Here is a 21863-nt window from a genome sequence, read left to right as displayed (position 1 = left end):
GCGTAAGCCGGGGCACATGGCTTGCGCAGGTCAGAACCCCTACTTGGCGATGGCCTCGGACTCGGTCACGACGAGCCGGGTACCCAATGCTCCAGACCGCCGCATCGCCCCCAACGGGTCGGCGTAGATCCCGTCAAGTGACACGATCCCCGCGCCGGCCTCCTGCACCCGGTTACCGAAGGCGGTGACGCGGAGGTCGCGGGGCGCCAGCACCGAACGCTCGGCAAAGGCGGCCTCCACGTCCGTCATCCCCTCCGGATATTCGGTGAACGCCTGGCCGCCGACCACCACTTCGTCGGGATTGAGCATGTCGCGCAGGAGAGCGACGGCCCCACCGAGCACCCGCGCCCGCTCCGACAACAGCTCCCTGGCCTGCTCATTGCCCGCCCGTGCCACTCGCAGCAGGTCGGTCATCGCGGTCGTCGACACCCCGGAGCGGTTGGCCGGAGCGACTCCCTGCACGATCCGGAGCCGACGAGCGGCCGCCAGGACGCCCTCGTCACTGACGGTGGATTCCAACTGCCCGGAGCCGCCCAGCAACTCCGATTGCACCGGCAACGGCGCAATGGTGCCCGGACCGCTGGCCGGGCAGTGCACCCGCCCCCCGATCACAAGGGCATAGCCCACGGTCTCGCGGGCATACACGTACAAGCTGGTCGACGCGCCGGGTGCAAACCTGCGCATGCCCAGCAGCAGTTCGGCTCCGGCCATGGCGTCCACGTGGGAGGCCACCGAGACCGGCAGACCGAGCGCATCGGCCAGTACCGGCCCGACCGGCGCCTGCCGCCAGCCCAACCGGGGATGGTCGACCAGCCCGGTCGCGCTGTCGACGGTGCCGCCGATCGCCACTCCGACCCACAACGCCCGGCGCCGGTGCCAACGCTGCAAGTAGCGGCTGGCGCTGTGGGCCAGCGACGTCAGCGCGGGGCCCGCGGCGTTGAGCGGCGTCGGGGTCTCGACCGTATCGAGGGTGCGGCCGAACAGGTCGGTGGCCACGATGCTGGTGGTACGCGCGCCGACGTGGATACCGAGTGTCACGAACGGCTCGTGGTTGACCTCGACCGGAACCCGCGGGCGTCCGATCGCCCCGGAAACCGCGAGGTCGGCTCGTTCCCGCAACAGTCCCGCGTCGAGCAACGCGATGACCTGGCGGTTTACCGTGGCGATGCTGAGCGAGGTGACCTTGGCGATGACGTCGCGGCCGACAGGCCCCCGCAACCGTACGGCGCGGAACACCGATGCCGCCGCCGAGTCGGCAAGGTGCAGCGCCGGCGGCACGACCTGGCGGTAGGCCCGCAACGGTCCGTCATGCCCCGTGCGGCTGTGAGATTGGTGGGTGAGAGTAGTCGAGTGCACTGGCAGTCCTTTTACGAGTTCCTATGGCCGGGTCCCTGGCCACACCCGCGACTTGCGTCAGTTCAGGCGCGGCGAAGAGCGCGACAACAACACGCACCCGCGTAGAAACACGCGGTCGTCGTGTGGAACGAGGCACTGCAGTACACACGGAAAATCTAGCACGTTCACTAGAGTTGTCCCGATGAGTTCCCCTGAACCGCACCGACCCGTCGCGGTGGTGACCGGAGCCAGTTCCGGCATCGGTGCAGCCACCGCGAAAAGACTCGCAGCACAGGGCTTTCAAGTCGTTGCCGTGGCACGCCGGGCGGACCGGATCGACGCGCTGGCCACCGAGATCGGGGGCACCGGCGTTGTGGCCGACGTCACACAAGACGCGGATGTCGCCGCGCTGGCCGCCGGATTGGATCGAGTCGACGTGCTGGTTAACAACGCCGGTGGCGCGAAGGGCCTGGCGCCGGTGGCTGACGCCGACCTGGAGCACTGGCGCTGGATGTGGGAAACCAATGTGCTGGGCACCTTGCGGGTGACGCGGGCACTGCTACCCAAACTGATCGAGTCCGGCGACGGCCTGATCGTGACGGTGACTTCGATTGCGGCCCTTGAGATTTACGACGGTGGGGCGGGCTACACCGCGGCGAAGCACGCCCAAGGCGCACTGCACCGCACGCTGCGCGGCGAACTACTGGGAAAGCCGGTGCGCCTCACCGAGATAGCCCCCGGCGCGGTGGAGACCGAATTCTCGCTGGTGCGCTTCGACGGGGATGAACAACGCGCGGACGCGGTCTATGCCGGGATGACACCGCTGGTCGCTGACGATATCGCCGAGGTCATCGGGTTCGTCGCGGCACGGCCCTCGCATGTGAATCTGGACCAGATCATCATCCGGCCCCGCGACCAGGCGTCAGCGACCCGGAGGTTCAACCACCTGGCCCAGAACTAGGTGACGTGGTCGTCGAGGTAGTCGTGGGGGTGCCCGACAAGCTGGGCGCCGTCGACGGCGTCGCGGGCGCGGTCACGGGGATCTGAGTGCCCGGTGGGCGCCCGGACGGTGCGGGCAGCGCCGACATCGACACCCAGGTGTCCCAGTCCACGGCCCAGTCCCAGATGTCGCCATCGGAGTAGGAGAGCTGGATGGAGCTGCCGGTCACTTCGACCGGGTCGCCGTACATCGCCGTCGGGAAATACTCCGCCGCGTCGGCCGTCGACAGGTTGATGCAGCCGTTCGTGACATTGCTGTTGCCCTGGGCGCCGGCACTCGAGGGGTTGGCATGGATGAACTCGCCGTTGTTGGAGATCCGCACCGCCCAGCGCTCATGGACGTTGCTGTATCCCGCGGCGGGGTTGGACATGTAGAAGTCGGCGTACTTCTCGGTGACCACGTGGATGCCGTTGCGCGTCACATTGCGGGCCTTGTCGGCCTCGCCGTAGCTGCACGGGAAGTCCATGATCACGCCGGCGTCGGTGACCACCTGGATGCGGTGCGAGGTGACCTCTGCCTTGACGATCTGCCGCCGGCCGATCTGGATGTTCAACGACATGTCCTGCAGGCCGTAGGCGCCATCACCGAACGGCAGCCCGTAGAACTTGGCGTCGACGTTGACGGTGGTGCCGGCCGGGTAGTACTCCTTGGGCCGGTAGTGGATGCGGGCGCCCTGCGCCTCATCGGGTAACCACGCCCAGCTGCCCTCGACCGGCGGGTTGGTCTTGATGGTCAGCGCCCGCTCGACGGCGGCCTTGTCGCTGATCGGGGAGTCGAACTGGATGATGATGGGTGCCGCGATGCCCACGGTCTGGCCGTCGGCCAATTGGAATCCGCCGTCGATCTTCTTCTTCGGCGTCACGGTGATGAACTTGCCCGTCACCGGGATGGCCTTGCCGTCGTGGCCGACCGCCGACCCGCTCCAGGTGTAGGTGGTGTCGTAGCCCAGCGGCTCGGTGGTCATGAAGACGGTGCGGTCCTGATTGAACGTGCCGGCGACCGGCTTGCCGGCAGAGTTCGTCAGAGCAACCTTCTGGAACCAGCCATCGGTGACGCTGACGCTGATCGGCGCGATCGGCACCACGTCTTCGGTGGCGTTCGTGGGCTGATAGGTCAGGCGGGGCGCCGCCGGCGGCTTCTTCTCGGATTGCGGGGTGATCTTTCCACCGGCGCACGCGGCCAGCAGGCCCGGCGCGAACACCCCGAGTCCGATAGCCGCCAGGGCCGCGCGCCGAGTCATCGGCCCTTGGCTCGAAGGGGTGCTAGAGGTGGTCACAACCGTCAAAGATACCGGGCCAAAGGCGCTCTCCCCCACAGCAAAGACGTGCGCCTGGGTCTCTGGCGCACGAAAACAGCACCTATAAAGCGCATCCGACCAGGACAGGCTCGGGTTCCAGTGTGATACCAAACACGTCACGAACTCCGTCTCGAACCGTGCGCGCAAGTAATATCACGTCCTCCGCGCTCGCGTCACCCCGGTTGGTGAGGGCCAGGGCGTGCTTGGTGGACAGTCGGCAGGGCGCCTTCGCGTCGGGGAAACCCTTCCCGAAACCGGCGCGTTCCACCAGCCAGCCCGCGGCCAGCTTGACGCCGTCCGGCGCCGGATAGTTGGGCACCGGCCCATCGACCGTTGCCGCCAACCGCTCGTAGTCCTGCGTTGACACCACGGGGTTGGTGAAGAACGAGCCCACACTCCAGGTGTCGTGGTCGCCAGCGTCCAGCACCATGCCTTTGCGCGCCCGCAGTGCCAGCACGGCCGCACGAACCGCGCGCGGGTCGCCACGATCCCCGCTGGCCGCGCCCAGCGCCGTCGACAACTCTCCGTAGCGCAGCGGCGCGCTGCGCCCGGTGGCGTCCAACTCGAACTCGACCTCCAGAACGACCGCGGGCAGCCGCAGCCCGTCGGCCCGCTTGAGCACGCTGGTGCGGTACCCGAACCCCAACTCCTCGGCCGGCGCCCAGCGCACCTCGCCGCTGTGTCGATCCAGCAGCCTGACCCGGGTGATGGTGTCCGATACCTCCACCCCGTACGCACCGACGTTCTGGACCGGTGTCGCCCCGGCCGAGCCGGGAATGCCCGACAGGCACTCCAGCCCGCCAAGGCCCTGTTCGATCGACCGGACCACCACTTCGTCCCACACCGCGCCCGCCTCGGCCCGGACCAGGTTTCCGTCGACGGCGATGCCGTCATTGGCCAGTCGGACTACCGTGAGGTCCCGGAGGCCGTTGCCGATCACCACATTAGAGCCGCCAGCAAACACCAAGACCGGACCACTGTCGAAGCCGTGGGCTCGAGCGTCCAGCGCCCGCAACACCGCAACCACCTGATCGGTGCTCGCGCAGGTGATTACGCGCCGCGCCACCGGCCCCACCCGCAGCGTGGTCAACGGCGCAAGCGGCACCGACTCGGCCACGCGTGCCCCGGCAAAGAACGAACCGACTTCCCGTTTCATGTGCTCCGTTTCCTGGCCCGTAACGGTAGCGTTTTCGACTATGCCGCGTTCATTCGACATGTCGGCCTCCTACGAGGGAACGGTCAGAGACGTTCACGGGGCCTTCCATGACATGGCCTACTGGCAGGGCAGGCTCGCCGAAACCCCGGTCGACGTAGCCAGTTTGGAGTCGATGCGGATCGGCGGCGAATCCGGTGACGACGGCACCATCGAGGTGATCACGCATCAGACGATGCTCAGCCAGAACCTGCCCGCACTGGTCACGCAGCTGCACAGGGGCGATCTGTGCGTGCGCCGCGAGGAGACGTGGGGCCCGATCCGGGACGGCATCGCCACCGCGTCGATCGCGGGATCGATCGTCGGGGCGCCCGTCAACCTGTGGGGCACGGCAATGCTGCAACCCGTCGCCGATTCGCGCACCGCCCGAATGACGCTGCAACTCACCATCCAGGTGCGCGTCCCGTTCATCGGCGGGAAGCTGGAGCGGCTGATCGGCAACGAACTGGGCCAGCTGGTGAGCATTGAGCAGCGCTTCACAACGCTATGGCTCAACAGGGCGGGCGGATCGGCGGCGCGAAACCACACTGGCTGACCACGGTCCGGTGCCTAAGCTGGCGTCCATGCGAATCGCGTCGGCCCAGATCCTCAGCGGCACCGACCCGGCCGCGAATCTGGCGCTGGTCCGCGAGTACGCCGGGCGCGCCGCGGCCGCGGGCGCCGGTCTGGTGGTGTTCCCGGAAGCGACCATGTGCCGATTCGGGGTTCCGCTGAGACCGATCGCCGAGCCCATCGACGGCCCCTGGGCCACTGCGGTCCGCGGCATCGCAACCGAGGCCGGGATCACGGTGATGGCCGGCATGTTCGTGCCGTCTGGCGACGGGCGAGTCACCAACACTCTCCTTGTGGCCGGTCCGGGCAGGCCCAACGAGCCGGATGCGCGTTACGACAAGATCCACCTCTACGACGCGTTCGGCTTCGCCGAGTCGCGCACCGTGGCGCCCGGCCGGCAACCGGTGGTCATCGAGATCGACGGTGTCCCGGTGGGTCTCACGCTCTGTTATGACATCCGGTTCCCGGCGCTGTATACCGAGTTGGCCGACCGCGGCGCCCGGCTGATCGTCGTGTGCGCCTCCTGGGGCTCCGGGCCCGGCAAACTCGAGCAGTGGACGCTCCTGGCCCGGGCGCGGGCATTGGATTCGACCTGCTTCGTCATCGCCGCCGGTCAGGCCGACCCCGGTGAAGCCCCGAGCGGTTCGGGCGCGCCCACCGGGGTAGGGGGCAGCCTGGTGGTGTCGCCATGGGGAGAAGTCCTGGCTTCGGCCGGTTCTGAGCCGCAACTGATGGTCGTCGACATCGACCTCGACGAAGTGGTCAAGGCCCGCGACAGCATCGGCGTGCTGCGCAACCGCTCCAACTTTGTTCGCATCGATAGGGCAGAATCGCGGAGGTGACGACTCCGCAGGGACCACGCAACGAAGGCCCATCCGGTTGGGCACGCCCTGGCGATCAGGGACCGCTCGGCCGACCCCCGGCTCCCGCGGATCCCTCCACCGGCCGGCTGCATCCCGGCGACGCACCTGGCGGCGGATTCGGACAGCAGCAGCCTCCGCCCGCTCCGCCGCCACCACAGACCGAACATTTGGCCGGCGCCAACGCCGACACCCGCCGAATCGCCCCGACACCGCCGCCCATGCCCGGCGGGGACCGCACCACCCCGATTGCCCAGCCGCCGGACGAGCCCGGCGAGGTCAAGAAGAAAAAGCGCTCGCGTCGCGATCCGCTGGCCATCCTGCTGGTGCTGATCATCGTCTTCTCACTGGTGATCGCGGGGCTGATCGGCGCCGAGCTCTACGTCCGCCACGAAGCCAACAACAGGGTCGCCTCCGCGACCGCCTGCGTGGTCAAAGACCAGGCCACCGCCTCCTTCGGCGTGACGCCGCTGGTGCTGTGGCAGGTAGCCACCGACCACTACACGAACATCAAGATCGAGACCGCGGGAAATCAGATCCGCGACGCCAAGGGCATGAAGCTCCAACTCAACATCCAGGACGTCAACATCAAGAAGACGTCCGAGTCCAAGGGGACGATCGGCGCGCTGGAAGCGACCATCACCTGGACCGCCCAGGGCATCAAGGAGTCGGTGCAGAACGCGATCCCGATTCTCGGCGAATTCGTCACCAGCAGCGTGATCACCCACCCCAAGGACAACACGGTGGAGCTCAAGGGCATGCTCAACGACATCGTCGCCAAGCCGGTGGTCACCAGCAATGGCGGCATCGAGCTGCAGATCGTCAGTTTCAACACGCTGGGCTTCTCGCTGCCGAAGGAGTCTGTGCAGTCGACGCTGAACGAGTACACCAACAATCTGACCAAGAACTACCCACTGGGCGTGAAGGCCGAGAGCATCGAGGTCACCAACAGCGGCGTGGTGGCGCGCTTCGCCGCCCGCAACGCCACCATCCCGACCGGCAATACCGATCCCTGCCTGGCCGATCTGTGAGTTAGGCCAGTATTAGCCCAAGCCGTCCAGGACGGCCCGGGTGCCGGACAGACCCAGGCGGGTCGCCCCGGCGTCGAGCATGGCGAGCGCGTCGGTGGTGGTACGAATGCCTCCGCTGGCCTTGACGCCCAATCGTCCGCCCACGGTCGCGGCCATCACCTCGACGGCGCGCACCGAGGCGCCGCCGGCGGGATGGAATCCCGTTGAGGTCTTGACGAAGTCGGCGCCGGCTTCTTCGGCTGCCCGACAAGCGGCGGCCAGCGCCCGCTCGTCGCCGAGAGCCAGCAACACGGCCGACTCCACGATCACTTTCAACACCGCCCCTTTTGCGGCCGCGCGTACCGCCGCGACGTCATCCCGCACAGCATCGAACCGGCCGGTCAACGCCGCGCCGACGTCGATGACCATGTCGATCTCGACGGCGCCGGCGGCAACCGCCGCGGCCGCCTCCTGCGCCTTGACCGCCGACAAGTGCTTGCCCGACGGAAATCCGGCGACGGCGGCAACTCGAACTTCGTCTTGCTCCCGAGCTTCTCGGACGGCGACCGGCACCATCGATGGCGAGACGCACACGGCGTAGACGCCCAGGTCGACGCCTTCGGCGACCAGTGCCGCAATATCGGCGGCTGTGGACTCCGGCTTGAGCAGGGTGTGGTCGACCAGCGCGGCCAGCTGCTGCCGGGTGAGCGGGCTGTCCATCAGAAGGGTTCTTCCGATGCGCCCGGATTGCAGCGCGACGCAATCATCTCGGAGTCGTCGACGACGGGTCGCCACGGCTCCAGATTCCAGCTGGTCTTGCCCGGTTCCGCGATTTCGGCAAACTGCCAGTGACAGACGAACTGTGCACGCATGCCCGGCGTGTCGGCGTCGGGTGCCCGCGCCAGCACCTCGGACCATGCCTCGTCGGCTGCTTGCGGATAGGCGCCGGCGGTTCCCGACGCCCGGGCCGCGGCACGCCCCGAAGAGGTCGGATAGACACGCAGGCTGGACCGCACGCCCCAGACCGCCCATGCGGTGTGGTCCACGAAGGGTGGCGTCGCGCCGCTGGCGACGTCGCCGCCGGGACCAGCAGCCGCGGGAACCGCACCAAGCAGCGAAATGAGCGCCGCCGCCGGCGCAATGAACACGAATCTCATCGGCTAGCGGGACTTACCCTGCACTTCGAGAAGCTTGGGACGGACGTCGACGAGATACACGCCGGTGGCGACCGCGGCCGCCGCGATCGCCATCACGCCGAAGATGCCGTACAGGATGGTGATCAGCGCGATAGCGCCTCCGAGGATCACCAACCACAGGGGCTTGGTCTGCTTGTCGGCGGCGGTATATGCGTCGGACCGCTGCAACGCGGCGTGCACAAACGCGTACACCGTCGCCACCGCGACGGCGACCCACAGAACGAACATGACGGTACCTACGGCTTGCACGCCCATAAGACTAGGCGGGCCGCCGCAAATACGTCGACTCCAAGTCGCCGACCTGCGGCGACTTGGAGTCGAGTGGTGCTTCTCTCTGGTCCAAGTCGCCCGATCCTGCGGCGACTTGGAGTCCGTGGTCCGGATACCCGGACTTACTTCTGGGTGACCTTCTTGGCCGGGGCCTTCTTGGCGGGAGCCTTCTTGGCCGGAGCGGCCTTCTTGGCCGGAGCGACCTTCTTGGCCGGGGCTGCCTTCTTGGCCGGAGCCTCCGCCTTCTTCGGCAACTCGATGCCGACCAGCTTGGCGGCACGCTCACCCACGGCGCGGGTCTGCGAGGCAACGGTGCCGAGTGCTTCCTGGGTCAGCTCGACCGCCTGGTCGACGTAGCCCTCGGCACGCGCCGACGCGTCCTCGAAAGCCGACTGGCTACGCAGCCGCTCGAGGGCGGCCTCGCCACGCTCGACCAACTCGTTGTACCGGCTGGTGGCAGCCTCGACATAGCCCTCGGCCGCCTTGCGCAGTTCCTCAGCGGTGAAACGCTCGCGCAGCTCGGTGATCTGCTCGGGCAGGTCCTCCTGGAGCTTGGTCAGGCGTGCGCGGCTCTCCTCGACCCGGCTGCGGGTGTCGGTACGGGTCTCCTCCGCGCGCTCGCGCAAGTTGCTACGGGTCTCCTCGGCGCGCTCGCGCAGGTTGACGATCAGGTCGTTGACGGTGGCCAGAGCCAGGTCAGCAGCGCCCAGCGCGGCGAGCAGCGGCGCTTTCAGGTCCTCGATGTTGGTGTTCTCAGCCATGATGATTCCTTTCCTCAGATATTCGATATCGGTGTTACAGGTGAATGATTGAAATTTGCGCAAGTCCGGCTCCTGTGGACAGGAAATGTCAAGACCCGCGGATTGACATTGGTGCGCGACTTGCCGGAAACCTCCTGGTGGTCGGGTCAGTCGGGACCGTCGACTTCCGTATCAGCCAGATCGCTGTCAGTCGTCGTCGGATTCGCTCGGACACTCCTCACGGTTAGCCTCGTTCTGCTGGGTGAACGACGTGTAAATCTCCAGCAGAACCTGCTTCTGACGCTCGGTGATGGCGGTGTCGGTGACGATGGCGTCACGCACCTGGCTCGCCTCTCTGGGCTCGAGAATGCCGGCCCGCACGTAGAGGACCTCTGCGGAGACCCGCAGCGCCTTGGCGATCTGGGCCAGGACGTCGGCGGACGGCTTGCGCAGTCCCCGCTCGACCTGACTCAAGTACGGGTTGCTGACACCCGACCGCTCGGCGAGCTGCCGCATCGAGACCTGTGCCGTCTCGCGCTGCGACCTGATGAAGCTCCCGATGTCGGAGGCCACGTCAGAGGCTTTTGTGGACACCTTGGTGCCCAGCTTCTCCTCCGGCGACATCGGACACTCCCTACGTCAGAATTTGTTTGCTTACGCTCATCAGGGTACGGAGGAGTGCTTGCTATTGCAAGCAGTTAGTTAGCACTCGTCAGAAGAGCAACTGCGCGATGGCGTAGATGGCAAGGCCGGCAAGGGCGCCCACAACCGTGCCGTTGATACGAATAAACTGCAGGTCACGGCCCACATGCAGCTCGATTCGGCGGCTGGCTTCCTGGGCGTCCCAGCGCTCGATCGTCTCGGTGATGATCGCTGTGATCTCCACCCCATATTGCGAAACCAGGTGCTGAGCGGCTCGTACCATCCAGCCGTCGACCTTTTCACGCAGCCCCGCATCGTCGCGCAGCGAGGCCCCGATCCGGATCACGGTGTCGGCGATGCGGGTGCGCAGTGTGCTCGACGGGTCATCGACTCCCTCGAGCACCAGGCGCTTGAGCGTCGTCCACGCCGTCTCGGCGGCTTTCGCCACCTCGTCCCGCGCCATCAGCTGCTCCTTGACCGCGTCGGCGCGCGCGATGGTGTCGGGGTCGTTCTGCAGGTCGTCGGCGAATTCGAACAGGAACCGCGTCGCCGACCGACGCAACTCATGATCGGGGTTGCGGCGCACCTTGTCGGTGAAGTCCATCAACTCCCGGTGGATGCGGTCACCGACGAGATGGTCGACGAAGCGGGGGGACCAGGTCGGGGAATCACGCTCGACGACCCGCTGAATCACCACGCCGGCATTCAGCGACCATTGAAACGCCCGGTCCGCAAGCAGCTGGATTAGGGCTTCCTGGCGGTTCTCGACGAGCAGCGTCTGCAACACCCTGCCCACCGGCGGGCCCCACTGCGGCTCGGCGATGCGGCGCACGATCATCCGGTCGATCACCTGTTGGACGTCCTCGTCGCGCAACAGCTCGACCAGCACGCGCAACACAGTCGCCACCTCGCCTGCCACCCGCTGCGCGTGAGCGGGCTCGGACAGCCACTTGCCCAGCCGACTGGGCACCTGGGCATCGCGCAGCTTGGTCTCCACTACCTCAGCCGACAGGAAGTTCTCCCGGACGAAGGTGCCTAATCCCTCTCCGAGCTGGTCTTTCTTGCGCTTGATGATGGCGGTATGCGGAATCGGGATGCCCAGCGGATGCTTGAAGAGCGCGGTGACCGCGAACCAGTCCGCCAGGGCGCCCACCATGCCCGCCTCCGCCGCGGCACCGACGTAACCGACCCAGGCCGGCGCGGAGCCGTGCGCGTTGGCCCACCGGCACACCAGGAACACCACAGTCGCGCCGATCAGGAAACCCAGCGCCACCGCCTTCATCCGCCGCAGCGCGGCACGCCGCTCGGCGTCGGCCTCGGAATCGGCACCGGCCAACGACTCCGCCAAGGAGGTACGGCCGCCCCGGCCCCCGCCTGAACCCGGCGTCGAGGCCGGAGGTGCCCCTGTCGGGAAGGCTCTGTGTGCCACCACACCATCATCCGCTATCGCAACCACCGGTTAGTGTTACCCACACTGTTCGGAAGCCTCACGCAGTCCGGCCGCTCAGCCATCGAGGCACCCGCAAGCCGTAGTATCGATGCGTCTAGGTAGTGAATGGGAATCGGCGACAGTGGCACAACACATCCCGGCTCGGACCGTCAAAACCGATGGTCGTAAGCGGCGTTGGCACCAGCACAAGGTGGACCGCCGCAATGAGTTGGTCGACGGCACGATCGAGGCAATTCGTCGGCAGAGCCGTTTTTTGAGCATGGACGAGATCGCCGCGGAGATCGGCGTCTCCAAAACCGTGCTCTACCGCTACTTCGTCGACAAGAACGACCTCACCACCGCGGTGATGATGCGGTTTGCGCAGACCACATTGATTCCCAATATGGCCGCGGCGCTGTCATCGAATCTCGACGGCTACGACCTCACCCGCGAAGTCATCCGGGTGTACGTCGAGACCATGGCCGCCGAACCGGAGCCGTACGGATTCGTGATGGCGAACAGTTCCGGCAGCAAGAGCAAGGTGATCGCCGACTCGGAACGGATCATCGCACGCATGATCGCGGTGATGCTGCGTCGCCGCATGCGTGAGGCCGGGGTGGACGTCGGAGGCGTGGAGCCGTGGGCCTACCTCATCGTCGGCGGTGTGCAGTTGGCCACACATTCCTGGATGTCGGATCCGCGGATGAGCAGCGACGAGTTGATCGACTACCTGACGATGCTCAGCTGGAGCGCCCTCTGCGGGATTGTCGAGGCAGGGGGATCGCTGGAGAGGTTCCGGGCACAGCCGCACCCCTCCCCGACCGTTCCTGCCTGGGATCAGCTGCAACAGGGGTGAAAGCTCCCGCCCGTCAGCTGTCCCCGCTGCCGGTGTGAGGCAAGGAGTGCAACCGCACGGCACTGCAGCGGTTAGCATTCATGGAATGCATCGGGGGCGCTGCAGGTATTACTGACGGATTTTGTCCGGGAGCACCCCGACAAACAGAAAGGCTGACATCGCAATGGCAGTGCAGCTCACGCCCCATTTCGGCAACGTGCAGGCGCACTATGACCTGTCCGATGAATTCTTCCGCCTGTTCCTCGACCCTACCCAGACCTACAGCTGTGCGTACTTCGAGCGCGAGGACATGACGCTGGAAGAGGCGCAGCTCGCCAAGATCGACCTGGCACTGGGCAAGCTCAACCTGGAGCCCGGGATGACGTTGCTGGACATCGGCTGCGGTTGGGGCGCGACCATGCGACGTGCGATCGAGAAGTACGACGTCAACGTGGTGGGCCTGACGCTGTCGGAGAACCAGGCCGCGCATGTCCAGAAGAAGTTCGACGAGCTGGACACGCCTCGCACCAAGCGGGTGCTGCTCGAGGGTTGGGAGAAGTTCCACGAGCCCGTCGACCGCATCGTCTCGATCGGCGCCTTCGAACACTTCGGCCGTCAGCGCTACCCCCGCTTCTTCAAGACGGCCCACCAGGTACTGCCCAGCGACGGCATCATGTTGCTGCACACGATCGTCCGGCCGACCTTCAAAGAAGCCAGGGCCAAGGGCCTGCCGCTGACCCACGAAATCGTGCACTTCAGCCAATTCATCCTGGCGGAGATCTTTCCGGGCGGTTACCTGCCGACGGTTCCGGTGGTCGAGGAGCAGTCCGAAGCGGCGGGGTTCTCGATGAAGCGGATTCAATCCCTGCAGTCGCACTATGCGCGGACACTGGAAATCTGGGCGGCCGCCCTCGAGTCCAAGAAGGATCTGGCCATCGCGATCCAGTCGGAGAAGGTGTACGACCGCTACATGAAGTATCTGACCGGCTGCGCAAAGCTGTTCCGTGAGGGATACACCGACGTCTGCCAGTTCACGCTGGCGAAGTAGGGCCGTCGACCCACGTGCTGCGGGCCGACAGTCCTCACCATCGCCGCAGCGGGTGTGGTGTAGCTCGTCCCGCGCACGCAGGCGCCACTGCGCCGGCACCGCGTGGCGGTCGCCGTTGTGCAGGAGAATCCCGATGGCCTCGGCCGTGGACAGGACCTCGGCAGGACGCACCCAGCGGACTTCAGTAGGTGTAGAACCCCCGGCCGGACTTCTTGCCCAGCAGGCCCGCCTCCACCATGCGCTGCAATAGCGGCGGCGGACCGTAGAGCGGCTCCTTGAATTCCTCGTACATCTTGTCGGCGATCAGCTTCAGCGTGTCCAGCCCCACGAGATCGGACAGCTTGAGCGGGCCCATCGGGTGGGACAACCCGGCCACCACGGCCTTGTCGACGTCTTCGACGGTGGCGAATCCCGCCTCGACCATTCGGATCGCCGAAAGCAGGTAGGGCACCAGCAAGGCGTTCACCACGAAACCCGAGCGGTCCGAACAGCGCACCACCTGTTTGCCCAGTACCGCACCGGCGAACTCCTCGGCGCGGGCGGCGGCTTCCGGGTCGGTGACAAGCGTGCTCACCAACTCCACCAGAGGCAGCACGGGGACGGGGTTGAAGAAATGCAATCCGAGCACCCGCTGCGGGTTTTTGGTGGCGGCGGCGATCTTCATGATCGGGATGCTGGAGGTGTTCGACGCCAGCACTGCCTGCGGGTCGGTGACGACGCGATCCAACTCAGCAAATACCTGAGCCTTCACTGACTCGTCTTCGACAATAGCCTCGATGACCAGTTGACGGTCCGCCAGGTCGGCGAGATCGGTGGTGAACGTCAGCAGGCTCAACGCCCGGTCACGCTCGCGCTCGGTCACCTTGCCCGCGCTGACGCCGCGCTCCAGCGACTTCATGATGCGGTTGCGGCCCGCGGTGATCAGCGCGTCGGTCGTCTCGAAGACCGTTACGGCGACACCGGCCCGTACCGACACCTCGGCAATACCGGAACCCATCTGCCCCGCCCCGATCACGCCTACTCGCTGGATTGCTGCGTCACTCACTTGTTTCTCTCCCGAGTCGGATTGTGGTTGCACCGCAATAGGCCCCGCCCAGTCTGACTGGGCGGGGCCTACGCTACTTCATCTCAGCGGACCGCCGAGCGTGACGTCATGGCGAGGATTCGCTGGAAAACTCGCCGTCAGTTCACGTTCGGCGCATCCCGATCAGTTAGTGACTGAACCTACCCGGCTCAGTGGAACTGACCCTCTTCGGTCGAGCCGGCCAACGCGGTCGTCGACGAGGTCGGGTCGACCGTGGTGGCGATCCGGTCGAAGTAGCCAGCGCCCACCTCGCGCTGGTGCTTGGTCGCGGTGTAACCGCGCTCCTCGGCCGCGAACTCGCGCTCCTGCAGCTCGACGTAGGCACTCATCTGCTTGCGGGCGTACCCGTGGGCCAGATCGAACATCGAGTAGTTCAGGGCGTGGAAGCCGGCCAGCGTGATGAACTGGAACTTGAAGCCCATCGCACCGAGCTCTTTCTGGAACTTGGCGATGGTGTCGTCGTCGAGGTGCTTCTTCCAGTTGAACGACGGCGAGCAGTTGTAGGCCAGCAGCTGGTCCGGGAACTCGCTCTTGACGCCTTCGGCGAACTTCTTGGCGAGCTCGAGGTCAGGCGTACCGGTCTCCATCCAGATCAGGTCGGCGAACGGCGCGTAGGCCTTGGCCCGGGCGATGCAGGGCTCCAGACCGTTCTTGACCCGGTAGAACCCTTCGTTGGTGCGCTCACCGGTGATGAACGGGCGGTCCCGCTCGTCGACGTCGGAGGTGATCAGCGTGGCAGCCTCGGCGTCGGTGCGCGCGATGACGACCGTGGGAACACCGGCGACGTCGGCCGCCAGCCGGGCCGAGGTCAGGGTGCGGATGTGCTGCTGGGTCGGGATCAGCACCTTGCCACCGAGGTGGCCACACTTCTTCTCCGAGGCCAGCTGGTCTTCCCAGTGCGAACCGGCGACACCGGCGGCAATCATCGCCTTCTGCAGTTCGTAGACATTGAGCGCGCCACCGAAGCCGGCCTCACCGTCGGCGACGATCGGAGCCAGCCAGTTGTCCACCGAGCGGTCGCCCTCGACCTTGGCGATCTCGTCGGCGCGCAGCAGCGCGTTGTTGATGCGACGCACGACCTGCGGCACCGAGTTGGCCGGGTAGAGGCTCTGGTCGGGGTAGGTGTGGCCGGAGAGGTTGGCGTCACCGGCGACCTGCCAACCGGACAGATAGATCGCCTTCAGACCAGCGCGGACCTGCTGGACGGCCATGTTGCCGGTCAGCGCGCCCAGCGCGTTGACGAAGTCCATCTCGTGCAGCTGCTCCCAGAGCACCTCGGCGCCCCGACGGGCCAGCGTGTGCTCCTCGACAACGTGACCCTGCAGCGCCACCACGTCTTGCGGGGTGTAGGTGCGCTTGACGCCCTCCCAGCGGGGGTTGTGGTCCCAGTCGTGCTGGATCTGCTCAGCGCTCTTCGGGGTGCCGACTTCGGACATGGGGCTGCTCCTTACGGTCATTCTTTGACTGAAATTTGCTTCCGATGAGTCGAGGCACCGCTGCGCGGATGAAAGCTAGAGACTCAACCTCACCTCGACTTCACTGATGTGCTAACTCGACCATGGCACAGCGCATTCCCGCTGGTCCACCCATTTCACTTGCGAATTTCGGCTACGGCTCGGGGTCATTTTGCGAACTTTGCGAAGCTGGCGAACTACTGAAACGGTTCAGAAGCTACCGACCAGTAACCGAAATCTGCAGGTCATCGGCAATTTACCGGGACGCTTGTCCTGTTAGCGAGTGAACAGCGCGGCGACGGCTTTGGTCTCATCGCCGACCGCATATGTGAGCGTTGTAACAGTCCGATCGGCGAGTTCGGGACCGAACTCATCGGTCGATCCAGCCGGGTGCACGTGCGAAATGATCTCTAGCTTGTCGCCGAGAGCCACCGGCGCCTCGTGCTCGATGGTGACGCGCAGCGGAAGAACCAGCAGCTCTGGTTGGGCTGCCAGGTAGTCCTCGACGACGCTCCAGTACACCGAGTTGTTCATGTGGTCGAACAGGTCGATGTCGGTCACCCGGACGGGGAACTCGTGGATCTCGGTGGCGTCTTCGCGGCTACCCGGCTTCAGGTACCCCTTCCACCGCAGCCGCTCGACCGTGGTCGTCTTGTGCAGACCCGCGAGAAAGTCGTCGGCGATGCGTGCCGGCATCTCGGTCTCTTTGTTGACGTGGATCCAGAACGCCTCGGACTCGATCAGCCCGCCCTTGCGTCCGTCGATGCGAACCCGCATTTCGCACCACCGGTTCGAGGTGCCCGAGCACCAGCGCCGGCACCGTAGCAGGTCCTGGAACTCGATCGGTCGGATCAGGTCGACCATGGTTCGGCGGACGATCCACAGCGGATGCGTCTCTTCGAAACCCATCTCACGCAGCTGGTCCTGGCCGATGTCCTGGATGTGCCGGCACGCCGCGTCCAGCCGCAGCCGCCCCGTGCGGTCGATGTCGCCAACCCGCAGCGGCCACTCGCGATCGAAGACGTCGGGGCTACCGTCGGGCACCGGCATTAACTTTTTGTCCAGGCTCACGGCGCTGTTCCCCGTTTCCTCCTCGTGCGAAAACCAGGTCGATACCTGGGGCCGTCGAAGCGAATCATGCCAACGACGCATCGCAAATACCAATCCCACCACGCCTGCCAAGCCTGCCAAGCCTGCCAAGGCAGCCTTCGCAAGGCCGACTACGCTGGTCAGCGTGTCTAAGACGTTCGTCGGCGCGCGCGTCCGGCAGCTTCGCAGTGAACGCGGATTCAGTCAGGCGGCGCTGGCCCAGATGCTCGATATCTCACCGAGCTACCTGAACCAGATCGAGCATGACGTGCGCCCGCTGACGGTGGCGGTGCTGCTGCGGATCACCGAGGTGTTCGGGGTGGACGCCACCTTCTTCGCCTCCCAGGACGACACCCGCCTGGTCGCCGAGCTGCGCGAGGTGACCATGGACCGTGACCTGGACATCGACGTGGACCCGACCGAGATCGCCGAGATGGTCAACACCCACCCGAGCCTGGCACGGGCGGTGGTCAACCTGCACCGCCGCTACCGGATCACCACCGCACAACTGGCCACCGCCACCGAGGAACGGTATTTCGACGGCAGCAGTGGCAGCGGGTCCATCACCATGCCCCATGAAGAGGTGCGCGACTACTTCTACGAACGCCAGAACTATCTGCACGAGCTGGATACCGCTGCCGAGGAGCTGACCGTCAAGATGCGGATGCACCACGGCGACCTCGCCCGCGAGTTGACCCGCCGGCTCACCGAGGTGCACGGGGTGCACATCACCAGGCGCATCGATCTGGGCGACACAGTCCTGCACCGCTACGACCCGCAGACCAAGACGCTGGAGATGAGCAACCACCTGGCCTCCGGGCAGCAGGTTTTCAAGATGGCCGCCGAACTGGCCTATCTCGAATACGGCGAGCTGATCGACAGCCTGGTCACCGACGGCAAGTTCACCAGTGACGAGTCACGAACCCTGGCCCGGCTGGGGCTGGCGAACTACTTCGCCGCCGCCGCGGTGCTGCCCTACCGCCAGTTCCATGACGTCGCCGAGAACTTCAGCTACGACGTCGAACGACTGTCGGCCTTCTACCAGGTCAGCTATGAGACCATCGCGCACCGGCTCTCCACCTTGCAACGCCCCTCCATGCGCGGAGTGCCCCTGTCCTTCGTCCGGGTCGACCGGGCCGGGAATATGTCAAAACGACAGTCCGCCACCGGTTTTCACTTCTCTTCCACCGGCGGCACCTGTCCGCTGTGGAACGTCTACGAAACCTTCGCCAACCCCGGCAAGATTCTGGTGCAGATCGCTCAGATGCCCGACGGGCGCAACTACATGTGGGTGGCCCGTACCGTGGAACGGCGCGCGGCCCGGTATGGTCAGCCCGGAAAAACCTTCGCGATCGGGCTCGGCTGCGAACTTCGCCACGCGCACCGACTCGTCTACTCAGAGGGGCTGAGCTTGTCTGGGGACTTGGAAATGATTGCTACGCCGATCGGCGCGGGTTGCCGGGTCTGCGAACGCGACAACTGTCCGCAGCGAGCGTTCCCGGCGCTGGGGCGCGCGCTCGATATCGACGAGCATCGCAGCACCGTCTCGCCTTACCTGGTGAAGCAACCGTGACCGGCGATCAGGTAGCCCGCATCCCATCCGGGGGGCTTCGCCAACTGGGGCCGGTCAACTGGGTGGTCGCGAAACTGGCCGCGCGCAAGGTACGGGCGCCCGAAATGCATCTGTTCACGACACTCGGCTCCCGTCAGGGCCTGTTCTGGACGTGGGCGATCTACTCCGGACGGCTGCTCCGGGGTCGGCTACCCAGCATCGACACCGAGTTGATCATCCTGCGGGTCGCCCACCTGCGGTCTTGCGAGTACGAACTTCAGCACCATCGCGGGATGGCGCGCAAAGCGGGCTTGGACGCCCAGACGCAGGCCACGATCTTCGCCTGGCCCGACGCCCCTCCCGGCGACGGCCCCCGCAAGGTGCTGAGCGCGCGCCAGCAAGCCCTGCTGAACGCGACCGACGAGCTGATCAGGGACCGCACCATCACCGAGGCGACCTGGCAGCAGCTGGCTCGCTACCTCAATAGGGCGCGGTTGATCGAGTTCTGCATGCTGGCAACGCAGTACGACGGACTGGCCGCGACGATCACCGCGCTGAGAATTCCGCTGGACAACCCGCGGTAGCCTCAGAAATAGAGGTTGGCGAGCACGGCCAGCGTCAACACCACCGGCAGCACCGGGACGCCGAACGCGAACGCTGACCAGCCGTACCGGCGACGCCAGCGCATCAGTAAGCCACAGATGACCGCACCGACCGCCAGGGCGCCGGAGACCAGCAACACCGCCACACTCCACCTGCTCACGGTGGTGAGATCGTCGCCGATGGTGATGGCGGCCAGCCAGAGGACGTAACCGGCGAGCAATCCACCGATCGCGCCGATCACGACAGCCGCGTGCCGCGGCTCCTCGTTGCGGGACATGAACACCCCGCGATGGTATCCCCCGCGGTCGAGTCCACCGCTCCCGGAACCGTTGCGACTAGCCGATTCGGGTGAGGGTGAACCTGTCGTGATGATCATCGAGGGTGCAGGGCACCACCGACGAGGGGTGTGCGAAGTCCACTTCGCCCGCGAGCGTCGTCGGGTCCCACCATTGCGTGACGTTCACCGGATGGCTTCGAGCGCCGAGGACGAGTTCACCGATGAAATAGGGAGGGCATTCCAGCCCGTCCATGATTGTCCGGGAACTGACGTAGCGGCCGTTTTCCAGCCGGGCGTCGAAGCTCCGGCCCGACCCGGTGGTCACATGGGCGACGCAATGCGGGCTGCAGGTGTTGTTGATGGTCCAGGTCCCCACGTCGCCGTCCTCATCGGCGTAGTGGTAGACACCGTTCATAGTCGGAACTTCGGCCTCGGCGCGTGGTGGCGCCGCGCTCAGCCCCAGTCCGACCAGAACAGCGATTGCCGCGGGAAATGCCTTGCTTGTCATCAGTTTCCGCCCTCCGGTCGCCCGACTACCGGCAGCGCGGTTGAGGCGGTCACCGATCGGCGAGTTTCCTCACCGCCGAGCCCGCGCCGCCCCACCTAATACGAAAACTAGATCACGAAAAATTCTTCGTCAATGACGTTGTGCGGTTGCTGGGCCGTTTCATAGAAAACCCGCGCATCGCTAGAAATTGATCATGTGCCCGATCAGGCCGTGGAAGCACTCCTGCAGCGCCTCGGACATGGTCGGGTGGGTGTGCACGTTGCGGGCCAGTTCGGTGGCGGTCAGGTCCCACTTCTGCGCCAGGGTGAGCTCTGGCAGCAGTTCCGACACGTCGTGCCCCACCAAGTGCCCACCGATCAGCTCGCCGTACTTGGCGTCGGCTATCAGCTTGACGAAGCCGCTCGGATCGCCGACACCGTGCGCCTTGGCATTGGCGGTGAAGGGGAACTTCGCCACCACCACGTCGTAGCCCTCGTCGCGAGCCTGCTCCTCGGTGAGACCGAAGCTGGCGACATTGGGCTGACAGAACGTGGCGCGGGGCAACATGCGATAGTCACCCAGCGCCAAAGTCTCAGCGCCGGCGATGGTTTCGGCCGCCACGACGCCCATGGCCTCGGCGACGTGCGCGAGCATCAGCTTGCCGGTGACGTCTCCGATGGCGTAGATGTGCGGCACGGACGTCTGCATGTAATCGGTGATCCCGATCGCCTTGCGATCGGTCAACGCAACCCCGGCCCTGTCCAATCCGTAGCCCTCGACGTTGGGCGCAAAACCGATGGCCTGCAACACTTTCTGGGCCTTGAGTTCCTCGGACTTACCGTCCTTGCTGACGCTGACCGTGACCTCGGAGCCATCGTCGGTGATGGACTCGACCTTGGTACCGGTGAGGATCTTGACACCCAGCTTCTTGAACGCCTTCTCGATCTCCTTGGAAGCGTCGGCGTCCTCGTTGGGCAGCGCGCGCGGCAGGAATTCCACGATGGTCACATCGACGCCGTAATTCTTCATCACGTAGCCGAACTCCATGCCGATGGCGCCGGCACCGGCAATGACGATCGACTTGGGGAGTTCCCGGGTCATGATCAGCTTCTCGTAGGTCACCACGTTCTCCGACAGCGACGTGCCGGGGACGAGTCGGGTGCTACTGCCGGTGGCGATGATGGCGTTGTCGAACGTGACCTCCTCGGTCCCACCGTCGTTCAGTTCGACCGCGATGGTGTTCGCGTCCGTGAACCTGCCGTAGCCGTGAATCTCGGTGATCTTGTTCTTCTTCATCAGATAGTGCACGCCGGCTACCCGGCCGTCGGCCACTTTGCGGCTACGGTCGAACGCGGCCCCGAAGTCGAACGTGGCCTCGCCGCCGATGCCGAAAACTTTGGCTTCCTTGGTAAAAATGTGGGCGAGTTCGGCGTTGCGCAGCAACGCCTTTGACGGGATGCAGCCGACGTTGAGGCAGACGCCACCCCAGTATTTCGGCTCGATGATTGCGGTATTCAACCCGAGCTGGGCGGCTCGAATGGCCGCTACATATCCGCCGGGACCTGCTCCGAGAACGACGACGTCATAGTGGGTCACGGAACTCACCTTATATGGCTGTAACACCTAGATCCGGTCCGAGGAAGGACAGTCGGACACCGCGCCCGCGGCAGCACGGATCGCGCCCGCGACCACAAGGATGAGGGCGCCGGCGTTATGGCGACCCGGAGGCGCGTCAAGTAAACCTACGCAGCAGTCCGGCCGAGTTTGCGCCGAGCCAGAGGTTCACCGAAAAAAATTCACAATTTCAGGCGTGGCGCCTGCAGAAGTGGCTCTAGAATCTGCACAGCTGAAGGAAGCGGATCAACGATGCGAACCGAGCCGGGCCAAGCA

Annotated in this window: 23 protein-coding genes; 8 read left to right on the top strand and 15 right to left on the bottom strand. The window is 65.6% G+C overall.

Annotation, left to right across the window (positions count from 1 at the left end; translation table 11 throughout):
- Positions 1 to 39: 39 nt before the first annotated feature.
- Positions 40 to 1356 (bottom strand): ROK family transcriptional regulator, encoded by a 1317-nt coding sequence (locus JX552_RS04555; protein ID WP_205876292.1) that lies wholly within the window; start codon positions 1354 to 1356, stop codon positions 40 to 42.
- A gap of 181 nt (positions 1357 to 1537) precedes the next feature.
- On the opposite strand from JX552_RS04555, the gene JX552_RS04550 reads away from it, so the two are divergent.
- A complete protein-coding gene (locus JX552_RS04550; protein ID WP_205876291.1) occupies positions 1538 to 2296 on the top strand; it encodes an SDR family NAD(P)-dependent oxidoreductase in 759 nt (252 codons plus the stop codon).
- On the opposite strand, the gene JX552_RS04545 is transcribed toward JX552_RS04550, so the two are convergent.
- Positions 2274 to 3575, bottom strand: a complete 1302-nt coding sequence (locus JX552_RS04545; RefSeq protein ID WP_205876290.1) for a L,D-transpeptidase — start codon at positions 3573 to 3575, stop codon at positions 2274 to 2276. The two genes, JX552_RS04550 and JX552_RS04545, sit on opposite strands and share 23 nt — an antisense overlap.
- Positions 3576 to 3693: 118 nt before the next feature.
- On the bottom strand, positions 3694 to 4788 hold the full coding sequence (locus JX552_RS04540) for a UDP-N-acetylmuramate dehydrogenase (protein ID WP_205876289.1): 1095 nt from the start codon (positions 4786 to 4788) through the stop codon (positions 3694 to 3696).
- A 40-nt stretch (positions 4789 to 4828) separates the two neighbouring features.
- Here JX552_RS04540 and JX552_RS04535 point away from each other — a divergent pair, with 40 nt between their 5' ends.
- Genes JX552_RS04535 through JX552_RS04525 form a run of 3 tightly spaced genes read left to right on the top strand, consistent with a single transcriptional unit; the run spans position 4829 to position 7288 of the window.
- The gene (locus JX552_RS04535; protein WP_205876288.1) at positions 4829 to 5380 is read left to right on the top strand and encodes a DUF2505 domain-containing protein; all 552 of its coding nucleotides are present in this window, start codon (positions 4829 to 4831) and stop codon (positions 5378 to 5380) included.
- A gap of 28 nt (positions 5381 to 5408) precedes the next feature.
- The gene (locus JX552_RS04530; protein ID WP_205876287.1) at positions 5409 to 6239 is read left to right on the top strand and encodes a carbon-nitrogen hydrolase family protein; all 831 of its coding nucleotides are present in this window, start codon (positions 5409 to 5411) and stop codon (positions 6237 to 6239) included.
- Positions 6236 to 7288 (top strand): LmeA family phospholipid-binding protein, encoded by a 1053-nt coding sequence (locus tag JX552_RS04525; protein WP_205876286.1) that lies wholly within the window; start codon positions 6236 to 6238, stop codon positions 7286 to 7288. Before JX552_RS04530 ends, JX552_RS04525 begins: the two co-directional genes overlap by 4 nt.
- A gap of 12 nt (positions 7289 to 7300) precedes the next feature.
- Here JX552_RS04525 and deoC read toward each other — a convergent pair whose 3' ends face one another.
- The 6 genes from deoC to JX552_RS04495 form a co-directional block, all read right to left on the bottom strand.
- The gene (gene deoC / locus JX552_RS04520) at positions 7301 to 7987 is read right to left on the bottom strand and encodes a deoxyribose-phosphate aldolase (RefSeq protein ID WP_431195918.1); all 687 of its coding nucleotides are present in this window, start codon (positions 7985 to 7987) and stop codon (positions 7301 to 7303) included.
- Positions 7987 to 8424, bottom strand: a complete 438-nt coding sequence (locus JX552_RS04515) for a DUF2599 domain-containing protein (RefSeq protein ID WP_205876285.1) — start codon at positions 8422 to 8424, stop codon at positions 7987 to 7989. The genes deoC and JX552_RS04515 overlap by 1 nt, the downstream gene beginning before the upstream one ends.
- Before the next feature lie 3 nt (positions 8425 to 8427).
- Positions 8428 to 8718, bottom strand: coding sequence for a DUF2516 family protein (locus tag JX552_RS04510; RefSeq protein ID WP_205876284.1), 291 nt, complete (start codon positions 8716 to 8718; stop codon positions 8428 to 8430).
- Between the two features lie 137 nt (positions 8719 to 8855).
- Positions 8856 to 9494: a heparin-binding hemagglutinin HbhA gene (gene hbhA / locus JX552_RS04505; RefSeq protein ID WP_205876283.1), complete on the bottom strand. Its 639-nt coding sequence runs from the start codon at positions 9492 to 9494 to the stop codon at positions 8856 to 8858.
- A 186-nt stretch (positions 9495 to 9680) separates the two neighbouring features.
- Positions 9681 to 10097, bottom strand: coding sequence for a helix-turn-helix domain-containing protein (locus tag JX552_RS04500; protein ID WP_205876282.1), 417 nt, complete (start codon positions 10095 to 10097; stop codon positions 9681 to 9683).
- An 88-nt stretch (positions 10098 to 10185) separates the two neighbouring features.
- Positions 10186 to 11547 (bottom strand): DUF445 domain-containing protein, encoded by a 1362-nt coding sequence (locus tag JX552_RS04495; protein ID WP_205876281.1) that lies wholly within the window; start codon positions 11545 to 11547, stop codon positions 10186 to 10188.
- A gap of 139 nt (positions 11548 to 11686) precedes the next feature.
- Between JX552_RS04495 and JX552_RS04490 the strand changes: the two genes are divergently transcribed.
- Together JX552_RS04490 and pcaA are read left to right on the top strand one after the other, a co-directional pair.
- The gene (locus JX552_RS04490) at positions 11687 to 12400 is read left to right on the top strand and encodes a TetR/AcrR family transcriptional regulator (RefSeq protein WP_205876280.1); all 714 of its coding nucleotides are present in this window, start codon (positions 11687 to 11689) and stop codon (positions 12398 to 12400) included.
- 163 nt (positions 12401 to 12563) lie between these two features.
- Positions 12564 to 13427: a cyclopropane mycolic acid synthase PcaA gene (gene pcaA, locus JX552_RS04485; protein WP_205876279.1), complete on the top strand. Its 864-nt coding sequence runs from the start codon at positions 12564 to 12566 to the stop codon at positions 13425 to 13427.
- Between the two features lie 181 nt (positions 13428 to 13608).
- Here the strand turns inward: pcaA and JX552_RS04480 are convergent, their stop codons facing one another.
- The 3 genes from JX552_RS04480 to JX552_RS04470 all read right to left on the bottom strand — a co-directional run bounded on the left by JX552_RS04480 (position 13609) and on the right by JX552_RS04470 (position 17036).
- Entirely contained in the window at positions 13609 to 14472 is an 864-nt protein-coding gene (locus JX552_RS04480; protein ID WP_205876278.1) for a 3-hydroxybutyryl-CoA dehydrogenase, read from the bottom strand.
- A gap of 188 nt (positions 14473 to 14660) precedes the next feature.
- A complete protein-coding gene (gene aceA / locus JX552_RS04475; protein WP_205876277.1) occupies positions 14661 to 15947 on the bottom strand; it encodes an isocitrate lyase in 1287 nt (428 codons plus the stop codon).
- Positions 15948 to 16241: 294 nt separating this feature from the next.
- Positions 16242 to 17036, bottom strand: coding sequence for an acyl-[acyl-carrier-protein] thioesterase (locus tag JX552_RS04470; RefSeq protein ID WP_205876276.1), 795 nt, complete (start codon positions 17034 to 17036; stop codon positions 16242 to 16244).
- Positions 17037 to 17199: 163 nt separating this feature from the next.
- Here JX552_RS04470 and ramB point away from each other — a divergent pair, with 163 nt between their 5' ends.
- Entirely contained in the window at positions 17200 to 18627 is a 1428-nt protein-coding gene (gene ramB, locus JX552_RS04465; protein WP_205876275.1) for an acetate metabolism transcriptional regulator RamB, read from the top strand.
- Positions 18624 to 19190 carry a carboxymuconolactone decarboxylase family protein gene (locus JX552_RS04460; RefSeq protein ID WP_205876274.1) on the top strand — a complete coding sequence of 189 codons (567 nt, stop codon included), beginning with the start codon at positions 18624 to 18626 and terminating at the stop codon, positions 19188 to 19190. Before ramB ends, JX552_RS04460 begins: the two co-directional genes overlap by 4 nt.
- Before the next feature lie 2 nt (positions 19191 to 19192).
- Here the strand turns inward: JX552_RS04460 and JX552_RS04455 are convergent, their stop codons facing one another.
- The 3 genes from JX552_RS04455 to lpdA form a co-directional block, all read right to left on the bottom strand.
- The gene (locus JX552_RS04455; RefSeq protein ID WP_205878227.1) at positions 19193 to 19486 is read right to left on the bottom strand and encodes a hypothetical protein; all 294 of its coding nucleotides are present in this window, start codon (positions 19484 to 19486) and stop codon (positions 19193 to 19195) included.
- 58 nt (positions 19487 to 19544) lie between these two features.
- Positions 19545 to 19994 (bottom strand): hypothetical protein, encoded by a 450-nt coding sequence (locus JX552_RS04450; RefSeq protein WP_205876273.1) that lies wholly within the window; start codon positions 19992 to 19994, stop codon positions 19545 to 19547.
- 180 nt (positions 19995 to 20174) lie between these two features.
- A complete protein-coding gene (gene lpdA / locus JX552_RS04445) occupies positions 20175 to 21569 on the bottom strand; it encodes a dihydrolipoyl dehydrogenase (RefSeq protein ID WP_205876272.1) in 1395 nt (464 codons plus the stop codon).
- Positions 21570 to 21863 lie beyond the last annotated feature (294 nt).

Source organism: Mycobacterium gordonae (assembly GCF_017086405.1).
Taxonomy (GTDB): Bacteria; Actinomycetota; Actinomycetes; order Mycobacteriales; family Mycobacteriaceae; genus Mycobacterium; species Mycobacterium gordonae_D.
Note: the sequence above shows the minus strand (reverse complement) of the source record. Positions and strands in the feature narration are given on the sequence as shown.

What these genes read in the sequence shown, in the direction of transcription:
- JX552_RS04550 (WP_205876291.1), top strand. Translation starts at nt 1,538, where the DNA reads ATGAGTTCCCCTGAACCGCACCGACCCGTCGCGGTGGTGACCGGAGCC.
- JX552_RS04545 (WP_205876290.1), bottom strand. Translation starts at nt 3,575, where the DNA reads ATGACTCGGCGCGCGGCCCTGGCGGCTATCGGACTCGGGGTGTTCGCG.
- JX552_RS04540 (WP_205876289.1), bottom strand. Translation starts at nt 4,788, where the DNA reads ATGAAACGGGAAGTCGGTTCGTTCTTTGCCGGGGCACGCGTGGCCGAG.
- JX552_RS04535 (WP_205876288.1), top strand. Translation starts at nt 4,829, where the DNA reads ATGCCGCGTTCATTCGACATGTCGGCCTCCTACGAGGGAACGGTCAGA.
- JX552_RS04530 (WP_205876287.1), top strand. Translation starts at nt 5,409, where the DNA reads ATGCGAATCGCGTCGGCCCAGATCCTCAGCGGCACCGACCCGGCCGCG.
- deoC (WP_431195918.1), bottom strand. Translation starts at nt 7,987, where the DNA reads ATGGACAGCCCGCTCACCCGGCAGCAGCTGGCCGCGCTGGTCGACCAC.
- JX552_RS04515 (WP_205876285.1), bottom strand. Translation starts at nt 8,424, where the DNA reads ATGAGATTCGTGTTCATTGCGCCGGCGGCGGCGCTCATTTCGCTGCTT.
- JX552_RS04510 (WP_205876284.1), bottom strand. Translation starts at nt 8,718, where the DNA reads ATGGGCGTGCAAGCCGTAGGTACCGTCATGTTCGTTCTGTGGGTCGCC.
- hbhA (WP_205876283.1), bottom strand. Translation starts at nt 9,494, where the DNA reads ATGGCTGAGAACACCAACATCGAGGACCTGAAAGCGCCGCTGCTCGCC.
- JX552_RS04500 (WP_205876282.1), bottom strand. Translation starts at nt 10,097, where the DNA reads ATGTCGCCGGAGGAGAAGCTGGGCACCAAGGTGTCCACAAAAGCCTCT.
- pcaA (WP_205876279.1), top strand. Translation starts at nt 12,564, where the DNA reads ATGGCAGTGCAGCTCACGCCCCATTTCGGCAACGTGCAGGCGCACTAT.
- aceA (WP_205876277.1), bottom strand. Translation starts at nt 15,947, where the DNA reads ATGTCCGAAGTCGGCACCCCGAAGAGCGCTGAGCAGATCCAGCACGAC.
- JX552_RS04455 (WP_205878227.1), bottom strand. Translation starts at nt 19,486, where the DNA reads ATGTCCCGCAACGAGGAGCCGCGGCACGCGGCTGTCGTGATCGGCGCG.
- JX552_RS04450 (WP_205876273.1), bottom strand. Translation starts at nt 19,994, where the DNA reads ATGACAAGCAAGGCATTTCCCGCGGCAATCGCTGTTCTGGTCGGACTG.